Origin of the sequence: Streptomyces sp. NPDC050448, assembly GCF_040655295.1 — a bacterium.
In the GTDB taxonomy this organism is placed as follows: domain Bacteria; phylum Actinomycetota; class Actinomycetes; order Streptomycetales; family Streptomycetaceae; genus Streptomyces.
In genome coordinates, this window is the sequence record NZ_JBFAJR010000004.1 from 32,095 (window position 1) to 51,888 (window position 19,794).

At 71.2% G+C, this 19,794-nt stretch carries 4 protein-coding genes; all 4 read left to right on the forward strand.

Going from position 1 to position 19,794, the window contains the following annotated elements; translation table 11 throughout:
• The first annotated feature begins 191 nt into the window (after positions 1–191).
• Genes AB0I68_RS06900 through AB0I68_RS06915 form a run of 4 tightly spaced genes read left to right on the forward strand, consistent with a single transcriptional unit; the run spans position 192 to position 19,467 of the window.
• Entirely contained in the window at positions 192–3,413 is a 3,222-nt protein-coding gene (locus tag AB0I68_RS06900; protein ID WP_363176157.1) for a hypothetical protein, read from the forward strand.
• Positions 3,413–6,940: a hypothetical protein gene (locus AB0I68_RS06905; protein ID WP_363176158.1), complete on the forward strand. Its 3,528-nt coding sequence runs from the start codon at positions 3,413–3,415 to the stop codon at positions 6,938–6,940. The genes AB0I68_RS06900 and AB0I68_RS06905 overlap by 1 nt, the downstream gene beginning before the upstream one ends.
• Positions 6,941–6,942: 2 nt before the next feature.
• Positions 6,943–8,118 (forward strand): MBL fold metallo-hydrolase, encoded by a 1,176-nt coding sequence (locus AB0I68_RS06910; protein WP_363176159.1) that lies wholly within the window; start codon positions 6,943–6,945, stop codon positions 8,116–8,118.
• Positions 8,119–8,127: 9 nt separating this feature from the next.
• Positions 8,128–19,467: a LysM peptidoglycan-binding domain-containing protein gene (locus AB0I68_RS06915; RefSeq protein ID WP_363176160.1), complete on the forward strand. Its 11,340-nt coding sequence runs from the start codon at positions 8,128–8,130 to the stop codon at positions 19,465–19,467.
• The last annotated feature ends 327 nt before the right edge of the window (positions 19,468–19,794 follow it).

The following is a 19,794-nucleotide window of genomic DNA, read 5'->3' on the forward strand; positions in this document are numbered from 1 at the left end:
CACGGCCAGTTGTGGGACACGGCGTGCTCTCGCGATGGTCTGGATTCGTTTGACTGCTACAACGATCTCGGGCCGGATCTCAGACGATGCCGACAAGGGTGCTGTGCGGGTCTGGACTCGCGGTCGCGATCCACAGCCGGTGAGTACGTGCTGCCGGCATGGGCACACTCGTCGGCACGTGGAGGCGGTTCATGGGTGGACCAAGCGGCGCACAACCAGATCCGCCGGTGATCAGGCAGGTGCGCTACGACGGCGACGTCCTGACCGTCTCCTGGAGCGGTCCCGGACGGCCGAATCCCGTACCGATGTACGTGGTGCAGGTGTTGAACGGTGACCGCACGGTCGCAGAGGCCTGGGCAGGGGCGGCGACCAATGCCGCACTGCCGCTCGGTGTGACGCCTGGTCAGGCCTACCACGCCCGAATCGGGATGTTCACCGGCAATGCGGGGCCGGAGCTCTCGCCGGAGGTCGCGATCGTCACCGACACCTTCGCGGTCGAGCGTGCCGAGACGGAACCGATGACCGGCGCCCTGACGCTGTCCTGGAAGGCCTCGGACAGCGACGACTTCCTGGTCCGGCTCGTGGTCAACGGCACCGCGTCGGACCCGGAAGTCCCGGTCGCCGGCGGATCCTTCGTCGTCAAGCAGCCACCACCGGCGGGCTCCACCCTGGCGGCCACTCTGGCCCGGGTCCGGACCGGCAAGGACATGGTGTCCATCGGCCCGCACGGCCCCGGGTTCGCGGCGCCGACCGAGCGGCCCGAACTTCTCGCCGTCGAGTTCGATGCCGGTCTGCTCTCGGTGGCCTGGGCCGCCGTCCCCACCGCGGACGCCTACTGGATCAGCGTGCTGAACGACGACGGGGTGTTCTTCCCGGCCGCCGAGGTGCACGCGCCCGCGACGACGCTCGAGTTGGAGCCCGGGTTCGTCGACCGTGACACGTACCGCGTCGTCGTCCAAGCCGTCAACAGGGCCGGCTCCGGGCCTCCGTCGGCACCGCTCCAGGTCCGGCGCACGCCGCCGGGCGTCACGCGGGTGACGTCGGACGCCGCTACGGTCTCGGTCGACGTGGTGCCGCCGGACTTCGCACCCACCGCGTACGACGCCGTGCTGTTCCGCGACGGCGTGCCGGTCCGCCGGGAGACCGTGAGCCCCGCGCCGACGCTGTCGCTCGCCGTTCCCGAGCCGCTGCCGCGCGGCGCGGCATACGCGGTGTCGGTGCGCGGGCGGGTCGGGCGTTCGATCGGCCCGACGGTGACGGCCCCGGTCGTGCCGGCCACGCCGACCGTCGCGTCGGTGGTCTGCGACGCGGACCTCGTCGTGACCGCGACTGCCGGCGAGTTGCCCGAGGGGGTGCCGATCGAGGCGGTGCTGTACGTCGACGGGGTTCCGGGCACGCCTCGACGGGTGGACCCGGACGGCATCGCCGTGTTCACCGTGCCGGTCGGCGACGTCGTCGCCGTCGCCGTCCGCGGCGTTGACGGCATGGCGACCGGGCCGTGGTCCGTGCCGCTCCCGGTGCCCACCAGGCCGGCTGATTTCACCCTCGCCCGCGCCGACGGCGGCCGGGCCGCCCTGGTCTGGAGCGGGCCGAAGGACGGGGCGTTCCGCGTCACCGTCGGCGCCACCGCACTCCTGACACCGGGCCAGTCCGCCGACCTGCCGCTCACCGCCGGCCTGGCCACGGTCGCCCAGGTCGTTGGCGTGGCGAGGGGACCGGTGGCGTCTCTCGACCTGGTCACGGCCGGTCCACGACTCACCGGCGTGGCCGTCGGCGCCGGCCGGAGCGTGACGCTGGCGTGTACGCCACCGAAGTCGCCGCCGTTGACCGGCGTGCTGCCCATGGTGCGCTGGGACGGCACCGAGGTCGAGTTCGAGGCCCAGCGGGTCACCGGCGATCCGATCGTCCTGACGCTGCCGGACGGCATCCCCAACACCGCCACGATCGCCCTGCGGGGACTGGCCGGCGTCGCCGTCGGCCCACCCGGCAACGCCGCCGCGCTGCTCACCGTCGCACCGACCGGCGTCACGGTGGCATACGACGGCGCCGACCTGCGCGTGTCCTGGGAGGCGCTGCCCTCGCCGCTCGTGGACGGATATCGGGTCAGCACGGTCGTCGACAAGACCGTGACCACGCTCGGCGACACGACGACGGCCTCGGGCAGCTGGCCGGTGGAGATCGAGGACACCTCCACCACGGTCGTCGTACGGGCGCTCGCGTCTCTGGCGGTCGGGGCACCGTCGGAGCCCGTCCCGGTGTTCACCGAGGCACTGTTCGCCGGCCCTTCGTACGTCGCGCCGCAGCTCGGTCCGGTGCTGACGGCGACCGACATCACGCTCGGACTGCCGGAGCTGTTCCTGACCCGGCAGGTCGACGACATCGAGCTGCCCCTCGGCTTCGTCCTGACGCCGGCCCGCCCCGGGCCGTACCAGTACACACTGCTGATCCCGGCGACCAGCCCCGTGTGGAACTTCACCGACCGCGCCGACGTGATCGCCAAGTGGGCCGCGCTGCTGGCCCAGCTGCAGCCGTTCGGCATCACCCCGTACGGGGTCGCGGCGCTGACCGAGGCGGTGTCGCGGTCGATGCCCCAGACGTTCGACGAAACGCTGTACTTTGCCTACGGGCTGCGGTTCGACCGCGGCTACTTCGACCTGCGCCCCGGCATCGTGATGCGCGTCGAGTACGAGGGCTACCAGATCGCGCCGGGAGCCCAGGGCAACCCGTTGTCCGGGTTCGTCACGGCCGGCATCGCCGACTATGAGGTGGCGTCCTACGACAACTCGGGCACCTGGACGATCGGACTGGACGCGTTCCTCGCCGAGCTCGCGCGGCAGAACGGCGTCGATGTGCCGAATCCGTCGGGGCCGCCCACGGGGCAAGGGCAGCTGTACGGCAGTGCAGGCGTATTCGACCTGTTCGCGAAGGCACTACGGCTGCCGTACGCGCGCCTGGTCTACCCGAGGACGCTGCTGGCGACGACCACGCCGGGTTCGCTGTGGCCCCAGCAGAACGCCGTCCTGCTGGCAGCCGCCACGCTCGGTGCGCTGGACGCGGCAACCGAGAACGTCCGCCGACAGGACCCGCCCGGCGGCGGCGTCGCCGCGGCCTACCTGCGCGGTCGCGTGATGGTCCGCGCGATGGTGCGGATCAGTGTGAACGGCGCACCCCGGCTGGTGCCGGTGGGGACGACGCTCGGCAACGTGCTCGCGAGCGAGGGCCGAAGGCCGTCGGCCGTCCCCGTGCCGCTGAGCGGCGTGACGATGCACCGGCCGAGAACGGCGGCGGCACTGGCCGACGGGCCGGCCGGCGACTGGCTGGTCGTCCCGGGCTGGCAGCCGCGCGACCCGGCCGTGCTCAAGTTGCCGCTGCTGCACGGTGACCGTCTCGATCTCGCCACGAGCCTCGGCTGATGACCGAGCCCACGTTCACCCGTGCCGGAGACACACCGCTCTACTGGGCGGATCCGGCGGACCGGGTGGCGGCCTTCCTGGCCTCCGACCCGGGAGCGCTCGGCGACCGGCCGACGCTGACCCGGACGTGGGCGGACGGCCGTGGTGGGTACGTCTTCCTCGGCATGCCGGCCACGGACTCGACGGTGTTCCTGGCGGCGCTGCGGACCTGGCTCGACTACTACGCGCCCCAGGGCCCGCCGCGCTTCCTCTGGGTCGCCGACCCGACGGCAGCACCGACCGCGTGGGTGACAACCGTGCTGTCCACCCGGACAGACCGGGACGGGACCCGGGTGGTGGACGGAGCAACCTTCCAACTTGCCGACTACCGACTTGCGTTGGCCGAAGGCGGGGTGGTCGCGCCCGCGGACACGGCGGCGGGCTGGGGCTTCGCCGTCGCCGACGGGGCCGACTGGTCCGCCGCAACGCTGTACTCGCCAACGGCCCGGTTCCCCGCGCGGCGCACGACCACGCTGCTGTGCATGGCGGCCGGACACACCGGTGCGTGGCGGTTCGTCATCGACGCACCGGCCGGCAGCGGCGATGCGTTCGCCGGGCTCGGTGCCGGGCTGCGCTTCTTCACGCCCGGGGACGAGGGCCTCGTCAAGACTGTCCGGTTCGACGTCGCCCGCCAGCCGGAGGACGTCGGCCTGGAGTTCCACACGCAGATCGATCCGCTGCGGCCACTGGACGGCGAGCGCACCTCGCTGGGCTTCTTCTCGCGCACGACGGGCGAGGGCGATCCACCGGCGCTGCCGTCCGGGTACGCCACGGTGCTCGGCCACGGCGTGGACCTGCGTCCGCTCGCCACCGGAACGAGTACGGCACGCCCGGCCCGACTGGTGTTCGATCTCGCGCCGTACTTCTCCGACGAGGAGGCGAACGCCGGCTACTACCTCGTCCCGGACGGGCCGTTCGCCGTCGAGGCCGCCAGCGCGGGCTCCCGCGTCATCTGCGGCATGTCCGGTCTGGAATACCTCGGTTTGCCCGCCGAGGGCTGCACGCTGGCGTTCCTGCCCGGGCAGCCGGCCTACGCACCGCTCGGCCCGGCCCGGACCGGCTCCGACTCGCTCACGTCGCACGGGACGACGTCATGGGTGTCGGTCGAGTCGGCCGCGGACACCGGCGTCGTCACGTACTACAGCCAGCCTGAGGACGCGCCGCTGTACACGGCCGGCGATGCGGCTGCGGCAGGCGGGGTCGACCTGCTGGACTTCTTCGAGGTGCCGGCCGCGACCGCGCCCCGGACTCCGTTCCCTATGGCGCCGTTCCACGGGCTCGCCGACGACGCGGTTCCCGACGCGGTCGCCGTCGAGCAGCTGGCAATCGCACCGACCCGCCGCGCGGTGCTGTTGCCCGGCGCGAACGGCGAGGACGGCGAACCGGCGCCGGACGCCGAACCGACCGTGGCCGTGACGCCGCAGGGGCTGGCCGTCGGACTGGCATCCGACTTCAGCTGGAGCTGGCTCGGCATCGGCCACGACGGCGGCGCGGCGGCGAAGCCGGACCTGCGCTTCACCACAGTCACCGGCCGGTTCCGGAAGGCGATGCAGACCAACAACCTCTTCCTGGTCCTCGGCAACCCGGCGGAGTTCAACCAGTTCGGCTCGGTCGCATACGAGCTCACCACGGCGACGCTCGACGTCATCGCCACCATCCCCGTGGACCACGGCGGCGTGCCCGAGCATGTTCTCAACGCGGTACGCGGCGCGATGCACGACACCGAGTACGACACCCGAACCGCGTTCATCGCCGCACTGGTTGACGCGTGCCCCGAGATCAACGAGGCGGAGCAGCTCGTCTTCCTGCGCTACGGCGGACGGCTGACGCCGGTCGCCGGGGGCTGGCCGTTCCGGCTCTCCCCGGACAGCTGGCGGGAGTCGACGTACCTCATCGTCAAGTTCGTACTGGGCCGCTGCATCGCCGACCTGGTGGAGGACGTGTCGACCTGGGCCTGGCCCGAGGCCGCCTCCCGTACCGACCGGCCGGCGGACGCCCAGGAAGCGATCCGCGGTGTCATCAAGGCGGCGCGGAACGCGCCGTCCGGGTCGCCCTACGCGTCGTTCCTACAGGTCGTCCAGGACCCGAACTGGACGGGTGTGCTGGCCCTTTCGGCGGAGGTGCCGCTGGACGAGCTGCCGGACGAGCTCCAGGTGCTCGCGGCGGGGATCGACCCGGCGCAGTTCGCCGCGCACCACTTCGGACTGTCGCTCACCCCGTACCGGCGCACGGACGGGCAGTTGGTCTTCGAACGCTCGGCGATGTTCGGGCTGATCGACTACCAGAACCCCGAGGACCAGTACTTCAGCGAGAACATCCACTACGCCTTCCGCGTCCTGCAGTTGACGGTCGGCGTGCACAACTCCGTCGTCACGACGTTCACCAGCAAGGCCGAACTGCTCGTCAACCGCCTGTTCGGGGCGCCCGCCCGGCTGCTGCCGACCACGCACGGGAACAACATCATCCTCGACGGCGCGCTCCAGCGGCAGCAGCTGCCCGACGGCACGACGCACGACACGTACGTGTTCTCGATGGCCGAGCAGAACACCTTCCAGCTCGACGGACTCGTGCTGCAGAGTGCGGAGTTGCTGTCGACGCAACTGGTCACGGCGAAGGCGTCGGACCCCGGGTCGGGCAAGGCGACCGTCGAGGCCGTCTTCCAGCTGGCGGGCAACCTGCGGTTCCAGGAGCCGGAGAAGTTCGACCCGTTCTGCTGGGGCGCGGACGCGGCCGGAAAGGACGGCTACCTCCGCTTCGGCGGCCTGGCGATCGCCATGTCGTTCGACCTCGGCGATCCGGCCGGGACCACCAGGTTCACGCTGAGGGACGGCAACCTCTCGTTCGACCAGGCGAACAGCAGGGCGCGTGCGCAGTCGCTGGTCGCCCGCTTCCCGATCCGGCTGAACGGACTCATCGCCACGCCCGATCCGCAGCTCGCGACGGGCGCGCCGGCACCGCCGCAGACACCTGCCGACATGGGCTACGTCTCGGTCACCGCGCCGCTCGACCAGTCGGCGCTCACCCAGCCGTGGTACGGGCTGGACTACACCGTGGACCTCGGCTCGCTCGGCGCGCTCACCGGGAGCAAGGCGTTCGCCATCCAGGTGCTCGTCGCGTGGAGCCCGGGCACGGCCGACACGGAGCCGGGGATCTACCTGGGTGTGCGGCTGCCGGGAGCCGATGGGCTGCTCGGGGTCAACCTGCCGCTGCAGGGCGTGGTGACCATGGGATTCAAGTCGGTGGAGTTCCTGGTCGCCGAGGAGCCGGAGCTGCCGCGGACGTACACCCTGCGGCTGCGGGACTTCGCGGTGCGACTGCTGGGCCTGGCGTTCCCGCCCGGGCACAACGACGTGATCCTGTTCGGCAACCCGGACCAGGGCGGCGCCTCGAAGGTGGGCTGGTACCTCGCGTACGCGTCGGGCGCCGACCCGAAGCGCCTGCCGCCACCGCCGGTCCGGGCCGTGCTGCGTTCCGGCAGAGGAGACTGACCGTGCCGAGTCTGACACTGGTGAAACTGCTGTGGTGCGGCCAGGGCATGACCACCCTCGTCGAGATCTACGACGACGGTGTCGAGAAGGATGCGGCCGACTACCTCGCGCTGATCGACTGCGGCGGCAGCCCCACCTACGGGAAGGATGCCGTCAACCACATCAAAGACAAGGTCGCGAAGAGGGCGACGACACCCAAGAAGCTCGATCTGGTCGTCATCTCGCACCAGGACGACGACCACAACGGCCTGCTCGGCGCATTGGGTAAAGAACTGAAGACAATCGACGCCCGCGTGGGTAGCGTGCACATCGGCGGACTCTCTTGGCTCCCAGGAAACCAGGCAACGGTAAACACGTTCCTCACAGCCGTTCAGTACCCCGGGGGTGCAGTCAATTTCAGTGCGCCGGAAGCGAGCGACTACCCTGGCGGGGGCACAGCACCCGGACATATCGCGGAACACAAGGACGTGAAATTCCGCATCCTGATCTCGAACCTGAACCTCCCCAACGTGACGGACGACATCGTGAGGAACGGGTCATCCGCAGTAGTGGTCGTGGACAACGGGGTCAACACGGTCGTACTTCCCGGCGACGCTACCTTCCAGACAATGCTGGCGATCAACACCAAACTGGGCGGGGCGCCGTTGACGCCCCAGGTCCTGGCGCTCGAGATCCCGCACCACGGCGCGCTGCGCACGGCGGTCGAGAACTATGCCGCCAAAGGCAAGAAGACGGACTTCACCTGGACGATCATCGAAGATTTCGCGACCAGGGTGATGAAGCCGAAGAAGGTGGGGGCGAGCGCCGGCCCGTGGAACACCGACAATCACCCCGTGAAGGAAGTGATCGAGGTGTTCGTCGGGACGACTGACACTGCCGCGTCGCACACCTACGTGGCCTTCGTCTTCTTCCAGAAGAAGAGCACGGTCCAGTGGGACACCATCACGATCGATCGCGCGGTGGACACCACCATCCAGAAGCTGAATGTGAAGCAGAAGAAGAGAAAACGCGATGCGCCGGCCCCGGCGGCGGGCACCGATTTCATTGTCGGCCACATCGTGTACCGGCTCTCGGGTGCTCTGGGCCTGCGGCCGGAGGAGATGGTGGAATTCCGCCCGTGCGGGACGTTCGGGATGCACGGGCCGGATGAGGACGTCGTCCAGGCTCCGGAACCCTAGGCAGGACACATGTCACTCGACGGCATCTACGACGCGTTTCGAAACGCCGCATCGTCCGGCCGGCTCCGCGGCGACACACTGGCCGGGCTCTCCGATCTGCTGGGTTCGCTCGGCGTCGGCCAGCTCGGGGTCCGTGACGGCCAGGTGTCCATGGGACCGGACAGCGTCTGGCTGACGGCCGCCACGGAGTATCTCAACACTCCGTGGACCATGCGGCTCACCGGGACTCCGCAGGCCGGGACCGACGTGGCGGCCCTGAAGCTCGAACTCGGCAGCACGGCGGCGACCACGCCGTGGACGTTCAAGGGTGCGTTCGGCGAACTGCCGGACAGCCGCCGCCCCGCCACGGGCACCACCGGCGGACTGGTCCTCGATGCCGGCGTGCTCGGCCCGCTCATCCTGGACCAGCCCGCGGTCACGGCCACGAACGTACCGACCGGCGCGCAACCGCGGTTGTCCGGCGCACTGCTGATGCGCGGCAGTGTCTCGGTGCCCGGCAGCGACCTCCTCGCCGGGTACGCCGCCTTCCTGGGCGACCGGCTCTACGTCGACGGTTCCGTGACGTTCCTGGCGGACGGCCCACCGCTCCTCGAACTGCGTGCCGTCGCACCGGGCGTGCGCCTCGGGCTCGCCCAGTTGGACGTCTCCGCGGTCGGTCTGACGCTGACCACGGACTACCCGGACCCGTACCCGCTGCCCGCCGCGGGGGCGCGCCGCTCGGCAGTCCTGCTGTTCGCCGACGTCACCTTGCCGACCGAGCCGCAGGAGATCGTCACCATCAGCGGCCCGCTGGTCTTCGGGGACCACGTCTGGCCGCTCTCCATCGATTTCGCCACCCCCCTCGGTCTGGAACAGGGAATCCAGGCGCTGATCGCGATGACCGGCGCAGAGGGCACGGACTTCACACTGCCCAGTGGCATCGCACCGATCGACCTGTTCGGCCTGAAAAGCCTCGGCTTCGGCATCGTGCCGTCTTCCGGCAACCCCGGCCCCGCTGGTCCGGCCGGCCTGTCGTACAGCACGGTTCGCATCGAGTCGAAGGAGCCGTGGGACCCGCCGGTGCCCTTCCTGACCATCGAGCAGGTCGGCACCAGCTGGGTGTTCAGCTTCGATCCGGCCGGCCGGACGCTGGTCACCGGTGCGGTCTTCGGAACGATGCGGTTCGGCGAGAAGAACCGCTCCTCGCTGGGCGCCGCGGGGCCGTACGTTGCGGTGGCGGAACGTGGCAGCCTGACGGGAGCCGGCCTGGAAGACATCGTGGTGGCCGTCCAACTGACGCTGCCCGAGCTGGCGTTCACGGCGACCACCAAGGAGCCGTTCGACATCCCGATCTCGGAGGTGTTCCGCGCCTTCTTCGGCGGTGACGGACCGCCCGTGGGCGCCGGCCTGACCTGCGATTCACTGAACGTCTACGCCTCGCTGCTGCGCCACGAGTACTCGGCCGCGCTGGCCGTCAGCGGCGACTGGCCCATCAAGGCCGGCAACGTCACCCTTGCGCTGATCGGGTTGCAGCTGCAGGTCCAGGTGTCGCAGAACAGCGTCTCCGGCCTGGTGATCGGCAAGGGCGAGATCGCGGTTCCGGACGCTGCGCCGATCGAGCTCCTGGCTCAAGCGGAGTACCCGGGCGACGGTTCCTGGGTCTTCAGTGCCATGATGGCCGGCGCGGTCGACCTCCCGCGTCTGGTCTACGGCCTGCTGGGCCAGAAGCCGGCCCCGTGGGTGAACGAGATCGCGATCGAACTCGCCGACCTCGGCGTCCGGTTCAGCACAGCACCCGGCTACCCGTACACCGCCTCCGGGACCCTTCGGGTGACGGTCGGCGAGACGCTGCTCGGCATGCCCTTGCGGTTGCTGCTGACTGCCGACATCGAGCGCAGCCTGCGCGCCACGCCCGCCGACGAGCACCTGGCGATCGCCCTTCGCGGCACCACGCTGGTGGACCCGCTGACGGTGCTGACCGGAAGCCTGTCCGGATCCTTCACGCTGAACAAGCTGGAGATCACCGCCTCGGTGTCGGTCACCGACGCGGGCAAGGACTACACCTTCCAAGTCGCCTACGGCGAGCTCTCCTTGAGCGCGGCGACGTCCTGGATCGGCGAAGGGACCGACCGACACTCGATCCTCACGCTCCGCCTCACCGGCACGCTCGGCGAGCTGGTCACGTCCCTCGTCTCGCTGGCCAACCCGAACGCGACGTTCCGGCTCGACCCGCCCTGGGACTTCCTCAACAGCGTCGACCTCACCGGTCTGGAACTGACCATCGACCCGACCAAGCAGAGGGTCGCCGTCAAGCACGACCTGAAGCTGGACCTCGGATTCGTCAAGATCCAGTCCATCGGCCTGAGTTACGACCGTTCGACCGGAAGCCCCGCCGTGAACATCGCGCTCGACGCCCAACTGCTCGGGGACAGCGCCGCCAAGCCGCTGACATGGGATCCGGTCACCCAGGCACCGCCCCAACCAGCCGGCCTGGGACAGAAGTTGTTCTCGCTGCGCTACCTGGGCCTGGGCCAACACGTCTCACCGAAGGACCTCACCCGGTACACCAGTATCTCCGCCGTGGTCGACGCGATGGTCGCGGCGATGCGACCGGTCGATCCCGCCGCCGGCAAGCCCCCGATCAACCCGGCGACGATGGTGTTCGACGCGTCCAGCCAGTGGCTGTTCGGTATCGATGCCACGTTCATGGACACGGTCGCGGTCAAGCTGGTGATGCACGACCCGGACCTGTACGGCATCCTGCTGGCGCTGAGCGGTCCGCGGGCCGGCTCGCTCGCCGGGCTGAGCTTCGAGCTGCTGTACAAGAAGGTCACCGACGACATCGGAGTCTTCCACGCCCGGCTCCAGATCCCCGACGCCTACCGGCAGTTGCAGTTCGGCGCGGTGTCCGTGACGCTCGGCGTGATCACCGTGGACATCTTCACCAACGGCAACTTCCGGATCGACCTCGGATTCCCGGCAGACCGCGACTTCACCAACTCGTTCGCGATCGAGGCCGGCATCTTCAACGGCCGGGGCGGCATCTACTTCGGCGTGCTGAACGGCGCCACCTCCAGCCGGGTTCCGCGCATCACCAACGGGACGTTCAGCCCGGTGCTCGAACTCGGTGTCGGCCTGTCCATCGGCGTCGGACGCACCTTCCAACGCGGCCCGCTCCAGGCCAGCATGTACGTCAACCTCGTGGTGATCTTCGAGGGCGTGCTGGCGTGGTTCCACCCGGACGAGGACGGCGGGAGCACCGAGCTCTACTACGCGTGCCGGGGCACAGTCGGCATCGTCGGCCAGCTGTACGCGACGGTCGACTTCAAGGTCGTCCGGCTCGACCTCAACTTGCAGATCTCCGCGATGGCGACCGTCGAACTGGCCGCGCACCGGGCGACCGTCGTGGCGCTGAAACTCTCCGTGAGGGCCAGCGCCAGCGTGAAGATCCTGTTCATCACGGTGTCGTTCTCGTTCTCGCTGACGCTGGAGACCTCGTTCACGATCGGCTCCGACAGCACGCCGCCGTGGCGGCTCGCCCCCGGCGTCGCCCGCCGTGGCCTCACGGCCCGGAGAGCACACGCTGCGCGCGCGGCGGAGGAGCAGCCTCCGTACCGGCTGCACTTCGACCCGGACGTACACGTCTTCCCCGACGGCCGGCCGCGGACCGCGGACCTCACGCTCGTCCCCGCCTACACCATCGCCAACGTCCCGGTCGACTGGACCGGCCGGACGCCGCCGTCGAACGACGAACCCGACTACCGCCTCGTCGTCATGCTGCTCGCCGACAACGCCGTCCCGGTGGACGCGGTCACCATCGCCCACACCGAGCGGCCCGACGTGTCGCGCAACCCGCGCGCGGACGCAGCCGCCGACACGTCGTTCAACCAGCTCGCCGACGGCCTGCTGCGCTGGTCCCTCGACGCGCTCGGCGTCTCCTCGCCGACGGTCACGCTCGACGAAATGCTGGAGCTTGTCCAGCAGTTGGCTCTGGTCGAGGCCGAGAACGACGGCTTCACCTGGACCAACATCCAGGGTTTCCTCACCAACAACATCCACCTCCGGATCAGTGGCACCCCGGCGGGTGACACGGCCGACGATGTCTGCGGGACGCCGTTCCCGATGATCCCGGTACTGAAGTGGACCTCCACCGGCCTGCCCGACCCGGCCGACCGGGACCGCGACTTCGCGACCTACCGGCAGATCGACGCGACGTACGAGGCCGAGGCGATCGCGTACTTCGCCGAGCTCGACCCGGCCCCGCCGCGCGACCGCGCCTCCTCCCCCGCCGTGGCGGACGAGCCCGGAGAGTCCATGGCGACGTTCGTGCTGCGCGACTACCTGCGCATGGTCGCCCGTGCCACCGCGCAGGCCGCCGTGAACCTGCTGACCGCGTTCCCCCACGAGGTGAAGGAGAAGGACTCTCTCCACTCCATCGCGGCGGGCTTCGGGACGGCCACCACGCCGTACGAGGTCGCCGCCCGGGACACCGCGGACCACCTGGCCTCGTCCCTCGGCGTCTCGGCGGCCGAGCTGCTGGCGCTGAACCCCGGCCTGCCGGACCGGCTGACCGCCGCGCAGCCGGGCGACACGTTCACGGTCACGCTCGGCGTCACGGCGCAGTCGCTCGCCATCGCGAACCCCGACTGGCCCGTCGTCGCGGACGCCCCGGTCACCCTGGGCACGCTGCCGGTGCGGCTCGGCGCGGGCCAGACGCTCAGTCAGCTGGCCCGTGCCTACCAGGCCGCCCCGACCGCGCTGCTCGACCGCCTACGCGACGCGACCCCGCTGCTGCGCACCGGCGCGACCGTCCCGCTGCCCGGGTTCGTGCACGCCGGGCTGTCCGTCGACAACACCGCGGCGGTCTTCTACGTCCGGCTCGGCCTGACGCTGCCGAACGAGGTACCGCTCGCCGACTGGTACCAGCAGGCGATCGACCGGCTGGGCGGCAACCCGGCGCAACCGCTGCCCCCGACCCTCGAGGTGCCCGCCGCCTACCAGAGCACCGCCACCATCACCTGGACCACCCTGCCGGGCGACACCGTCCTCGATGTCGCCGCGTACACCGCGCTGATCCAGAACGTAGTGCCCGGCACGCCGTTCGCCGACTGGCTGGAGGCGGTCCGCACGGCGAACGAGCCGGTGGACCCGGAGGGCGTCCGCCTTCCGGCCGACGCCGCGGCCGTGGTCCTGCCGGGCGACACGCTCCGCTCGCTCCAGGACCGGCTGCTGCTGCCCACGGACCGGTTCGACACCCACGCCGCCGCCGCGGACGCGCTCGTACCGCTGGTCACCGTCGAGGTGCCGGGCGCGGTCGGCACGACGGCCCCCGGCCTCACCCTGCTGACGCTGGCCCAGCGGTACGGGCTCGGGCTCGCGGACCTCGCCGAGCGGATGGCCTTCGACACGGGCGTGCTGGCAGCCCAGCCCAAGCGGCGACTCACCGTGCCCGACGTGCCAGTGATGGCCATGGACGAGCTCATCGCCGCGATGCACGACGGCCCGGCCATGTCCACCGTGAGCGGCCAGGTCGCGCGGTTCGCGCTCGGCGGGTTGCGTCTGCCCGCGCCGGTCCGGGTCGACGGCGAGTACCACGCCACCGGGCCGATGACCGGTGGCCACGAGCTGATCGGCCAGCAGGTCACCGGCCCGCCGCCACCCCCGGCCGGGGCCAAGGACCCGGTCGTGACCATCACCGTCGACAAGGCTGTGCCCGCCGACTGGCTTACCTTCGCCGACTCGGCCGTGCACGACGGCGTGATCCGGCTCGACGCCACCGAGGCCGACAGCGCGGTCATCTCGATCACCGCCGCCGACCTGCGGGACAAGTACCCGGCGACGGGACTGGTACCCGTCGTCGAGAGCCCGCTCGCGGCCCTGCCGCTTTCGCACGAGATCGGCGCGCGCCACACCGTCACGCAGGTGGTCCCATGGCAGACGACCACCACCGTCCGACTGCCCGCCGAGCCCTCCGGCCCGCCCTCGCTGTGGCCGCTGCCGAACGACCTGATCGCGCGCGCCGGGTCCGACCGCAGCAGCTCGGAGTTCCTGCTGGAGCAGACGACACCACACACCGGCGCGGACGCCCGCTACACGGAGCTCGGCTGCTACGCGTGGGCGACGCTCGTCTCGTTCACCGTCCGCCGCGTTCCGGGCCTCCCGGGGATGGTCGAGGTGCTCGGCGCGGACACCGCCGACCGGCAGCGGATCGCGCAGCTTCTGGAGTACCTGCGGAGCATCCCCGAGAAGCCGGCGACCGGCGCCTTCCCGCCGGCGCCGCCCGGCGAGCACCTGCTGCTCACCCTGCTCTGGCAGCTGCCGCCGTCACCCGGCCTCAGCCCGGGTCTGACTTCGGCGCCACTCGTCGCCGACCGGACCTTCATCGTCCAGACGAACCTGTCCACCGAGACGCGCAGCGGTCCCACGGCCCAAAGCGCCACCGCGGGGCAGCATTTCGCGGCCCTCACCGACTGCGAGCGGTTCCTGACGCTGCTGTGGGAGTGCAGCGTCGTGGGCGGTGGCGGCTACTGGATGCAGTACCGCGGCGAGGTGCCCGACTCGATCTTCGACCAGGACGGGCTCGCCCAGTTGTCACTGCTGGTCCAGCTCTCGTCGCAGTGCGGTGCCGCACCGGACCGGCACCTGTTCGCCTTCACCAACGTCGCGGTGGTCGGGGACGGGGTGGATCCGGCGTCGGTCGCGCTCGCCGCGCGCGCGGTGGACCCGCCCGAGCTGCGGCCCGTCGCCTCGGTCGACCCGGGTCAGGTCGGGTTCACCGCGCGGTTCGCCAACCCGCTGGCCGACGACACCCCGCAGGGCCGGCTGCGCCGTCTGTACGGGCTGCTCGGTTTCCAGTTGGACCCGACGACGGACTTCCGCGGCAGCGGCGAGGGCCGGGCGGTGTCACCGAAGCCGGCGGACGGTACCGACGAACTCGGGTTCCTGGTGGCGAGCGAGGCTGCCGAAGAGGTCTGGGACCTGACCCGGATCGTCGACATCAGCCGGTTCGCCCTGCAGCACGCCCCGGCCCTGCCCACGGCACCGCCCCCCGAGGGCGACCCGTACGCCGGCGTCACCGCAGGCGCGGAAAGCCAGGTCTCGGTGTGGTTCGAGGACGTGTTCGGCAACCGGTCCGGCAGTCCGAGCCAGACCCCCGTGCCCGTCCGCTACACCGACCCGGTCATCGGCGTCGGCGCCTGGCCGTCGACCACGCTCCACTACACCGTCGAGCCGTCCGGCGTCCTGGCGGACCTCGCCGTCGACGTCGGCCTCCAGGCCGTCGCCTACCAGCCGGGCGCGGCCGACCCCGGCAGCGCGGCCGCCGACGCGGCGATGCGCGACCGGGACCGTCTGGTGCCGGTCTACTACCAGGTCATCCAGCCCGACGTCCGGGCCGCGCTGCTCACCTCGCTCCAGCAGAAGCCCGGATCGGAGCCCACCCCGCTCCTCGTCGACGTGGCCGTGCTGACCCGGTACGTCATCGGTGCCCACGCCCTGCTCGGCTCGCTCGCAGAGATCGCTTCCGCACCCGCCGCCGACGCCGCGACCCTCGACGGCCTGTGCACCACCTACGGCGTCGGCTTCGACGAGCTGGGCACGGCGAACGCGGACTCGGCCATCAGCGCCATGCTCGACGCCGATGAACTCGCGGTACCCGTGAGCGCGGCGTTCCGCAACCGGGACACGATCTCCGGGTTGTGTGACGCGGTCGACCCCTCGCTCGACCCGGTACAGGTGCTGCTCGACGAGGACAACACCGTGCTGCCGCTGAACCCGTCCGTCGAGCTCGTCACACCGCCGCGCGAGGCGGTGGTGCCGACCGACTCGCCGCCGGCGGACCGTCTCGCGGCGGCTCTGCGCTGCACCCTCAGGACGCTCGTGACGGCCAATCAGGACCGCCCAGGGCTGCTCACCCCGGGGTTCGTCTTCGACTGCAACGGTGTCAAGGTCCAGGTCTCGTTCGACCGGCCGGCCAGCGAAGCGACGCTGGCGGGCGTCGAGTCGGCGTTCCGGGACCTCGGTGTCCCGTTCGACGCCGCGCAGGTGGTGTCGCTGAACGCGGACAAGCCGGGCATGTTCCGTGCGGGCGCGTCCCTGAAGGTCACCGGCTACCTCGTCGAGAGCGGCGACACCCTGCACGACAACCGGGCGGGCCTCACACCCGACCAGCTCGCGCCGCTGAACACCACGACCGTCGACCTCTTCACCCCCGGCACCCCGGTGTTCCTCACCACGACGCCGACGCCCGTGCCTGCGGGCGACACGCTCGGGCGCTTCGCCGCCGTCAACGCCACCACACCCGGCGCGCTGCTGCGGCACAACGGCTCGGTCGCCCTCTCGTCCGGCACTCCCCCGGTCGTGCCCGGTATGTGGGCGTGGCCTTCGGACCCCGACGCTCTGCGGGTGCCGTACACCGTGCGCCAGGACGACTCGCTCGACGGCATCGCCGCACACTTCCCCGGTGCCGGCCTGGTCGAGGTCAACGCCGGGATGCCGCAGACCATTGCGTCCGGCGTCACCATCACGGTCGGCAGCGAGTCGGTGACGACGGCGGCGCCCGCCTCGTTCGCCGAGGTCTGCGCGCTGTTCAGTCCGCCGGTCGGCCTCGCCGCACTCGCCGCGGCGATCGGCGGGCGGACCGACGTGCTCGCGGCCGGAGCCCTGCTGGTCTGCCCGCCCGGCGTGCTCCCCGCGCGGTCCGCAGCGATCGGAGTGACACCGCAGGAGGGCGCCCGGCCGTTCGGTGTCACCGCGGTCGCCCTGCTCGCCGCGAACGCCGGCACACCGGGCCTGCTGCTGCCGGGGCAGGTGCTGCGCGGGCAGCAGCCGGGCACGGACGGCACCGTGCCCACCGAAACCACCGCGGCCTGCGACACGCTGACCGCCGTGGTCGCGAGGTTCCGTCGCCGCGGCGTGACGACCGGCATCGAGGCCGTCGTCACGGCGAACGCCGACACCGGATTCCTGCGACCCGGCGCGCGCGTGGTCGTCCCGCCGGCCACCGCCCGCCTCACCGGCCGGGTCGGCAAGTCGACCCCGGACGGCGTCCAGTGGTCGTTCCCCGAGCCCGTCTTCCCGGTCACCGTGGCGCTGGACCTCTTCCGCGAGCCCACACTGGTCGACCCGGCACTCGCCGCGACCGCAACGCGCGAGGCGACCGCCGTACCCGCCGGCCGCAGCACCGACCCCGCCCAGAACGATGCGCTCACCCTGGCGGCCTTCGCCGAGCAGGTCCAGCGCGCGGTGCCGGTCCTGCGGCTGGCCACGGCGCCGGGCCGGACGTCCGACACCGATGTCTGGGCAGTCGTCTTCGACACCAGTGGCATCGAGAGCGTCAGCATCGAGCCCCCGCTCGAGGTCGCCGGCACCAGGCAGCCGCGCACCTTCGCGATCCGCCCGCTCACCACCACCCTCATCGCACGGCAGCACGTGTACACCCCCGGGTTCGACGTCCGGACAGGGTTGCTGACCGAGGGGCAGACCCGCGACTACCAGGGCATCGACCTTGAGGTCTGGGCGCAGGGGTTCCTCGCGGACGTGGAGCTTCTGCTGTCGGCCGCGTACGTCCAAGGTGCATACGAGCTCGGCCGGGACGTGCTCGACGGGATCATCGGCATCAAGAAGACACTCGCCGGTGCTGTCGCGGCGGGCCTGGACTACGTCCTCGCCGGGGAGACGCCGGACGCCGGAACCGATCCCAAGCGCGCGGCGGCTGTCGAACGGCTGCGCCAGGAGCTGCTCGTCTCACTGATCCGCGGCTACGCGACCTCGGCCGTGGTCCAGTACGACACCAGCGCGGCGTCCCCGTGGACCGACCAGTACGCGCGGCTGTCCGGCAACCCGGTCGTCGACTACCGGAAGGTCCCCGCACACCTGCGGACCGCGACGGTGTCGAACGGCAAGGTCTCGCTCGCCGACGGCGACTCGCAGATCAATTTCCTGATCGCCGTCCCCGACGTGGCCGCGCACGCCGCGCTCGATCTCACCCTCGACTTCGGCGGCGTCGAGCTGGAGTTCGGGATCGCGCGGGAGGTCGAAGGCTACGACCGGTCCGACTGGCTCACCTTCATCGCGCCGCTCGCCTCCGGCTCACCGCCCGCCCTGGACTTCGACCTCGGGGCTCCGCGCGTGCCGATCCCGCTGCGCTCGTACCCGCCGATGCCGATCCTGCTCGACCAGCACGCCGACGTCCCCACCTCCGCCGCCGGGCTCAGCGACGCACTGTACTGGCAGTACCGGTGCTCGGTGCAGCATCAATCGGCCGAGCAGGACACCGTCGAACTCCAGGTCACGTACAACCAGCCGCCCCGCACGCCCGCCGTCGCACCGGCAGACGACCTGTTCGGTGCCCTGGCGCAGTACACCGCGGTCTCCACTCCGCTGCTCGGCCTGCTCGCCGGGCTGCCCGGATGGGAGGCTGCCGACCCCGACAAGCGCACCGCCATGACGAACGCGCTGGGCACGTACCGGACGCTCGCCGGCACTGTCGCGCAGGCATGGACCGCGCGCTGGGCAGATGGTCCCGCGCCCGTGCCGGTGGTCCCCCTCGCGGCCGGTGGGACGGTTCCGGACGTCTACCGGTATGCGCTCGGACTCGACGCCGAGCACGGCTGGTACACGACGCTGCGGCTGACCCGCACTGTGGGGTCCGGCCCGGGTGAGACGGGCTGGCCGGAGAAGATCGTCTGCGTCACGGCGGCCGGTGAGCGCCACGAGCTCACGCCTTGCGATCCCAAGGCGTGCGGGTGCACCGACGCCCACCACTGCCGGTGCTACGCGTTCGCGCTCCGGGCGGTCGAGGCCTTCACACTGCTCACCTTCGAGCTCACCTTCCCGCGCGTCCACATCGCCGCGTACCAGAGTGCGTCGGCCAGTGCCCGGGTCACCCGCAACGCGCGACTTCTCGGCGAGGGCTGGCCGGACACCGCACCGTCCTTCGTCTACCGGACGCCGGAGGTCGGCCACCCCCAGCCGGTCGTGCCGTTCATCGACATCACCAGCGCCGTCGCCATGGGCCCCTGGGATCCGCCCGACCACAATCCGCTCGCGCCGATGTTCGACGCGGTCTTCGACGGCGACCCGTCCAACCGGACGATCGCGATCGGCGCGCGGTACGAGTACACCCTCGTCGCCGGGGAGCCGCCGGTGTCGGCGCTGCTGCCGGTCGTGCAGTCGACCCTGGGCACGTACGACACGGCAACCGTCCCGACGCTCGCACAGGCACTCGACGAGTGGAGCGAGCGCGAGCAGCCCGCAACCGAGGGCGGGGCCTGGGCCTTCCGAGTCAGCCTCTACTCCTCCGTCGACCCGTCACTTCAACGGCCCGTGCTGCAGCTCAAGCACGTGTCGTCCGAGCTCTGGGAACGCTGAGTCGATGGCAGTCCATGTGCCGTCCCACACCCTTGCGAGCAGCAACCATGCCCGCTCTGCGTCACCTTGTCCGACCATCCGCCCCGCCTTGCCAGCGAGGCCCCGCTGGCCAGACCGTCGCCGACACCGCGGCTCTCCAGCTCGTGCAACCTGTCGCTGCGGTGGCCTACGCGCCGCGTACCGCGCCTTCGTGGTCGCGGTCGTACGCCCGGCCCAGGCGCAGATCCCGCGTGGGCGCCGCCCCCGCCCGGCTTTCTCGGCGCCCCGGTGGCCTGGCCGCCGTCCTCGGCGTAGCCCTCGGCGCGTGGCTCACGGGCCGCACCGCGG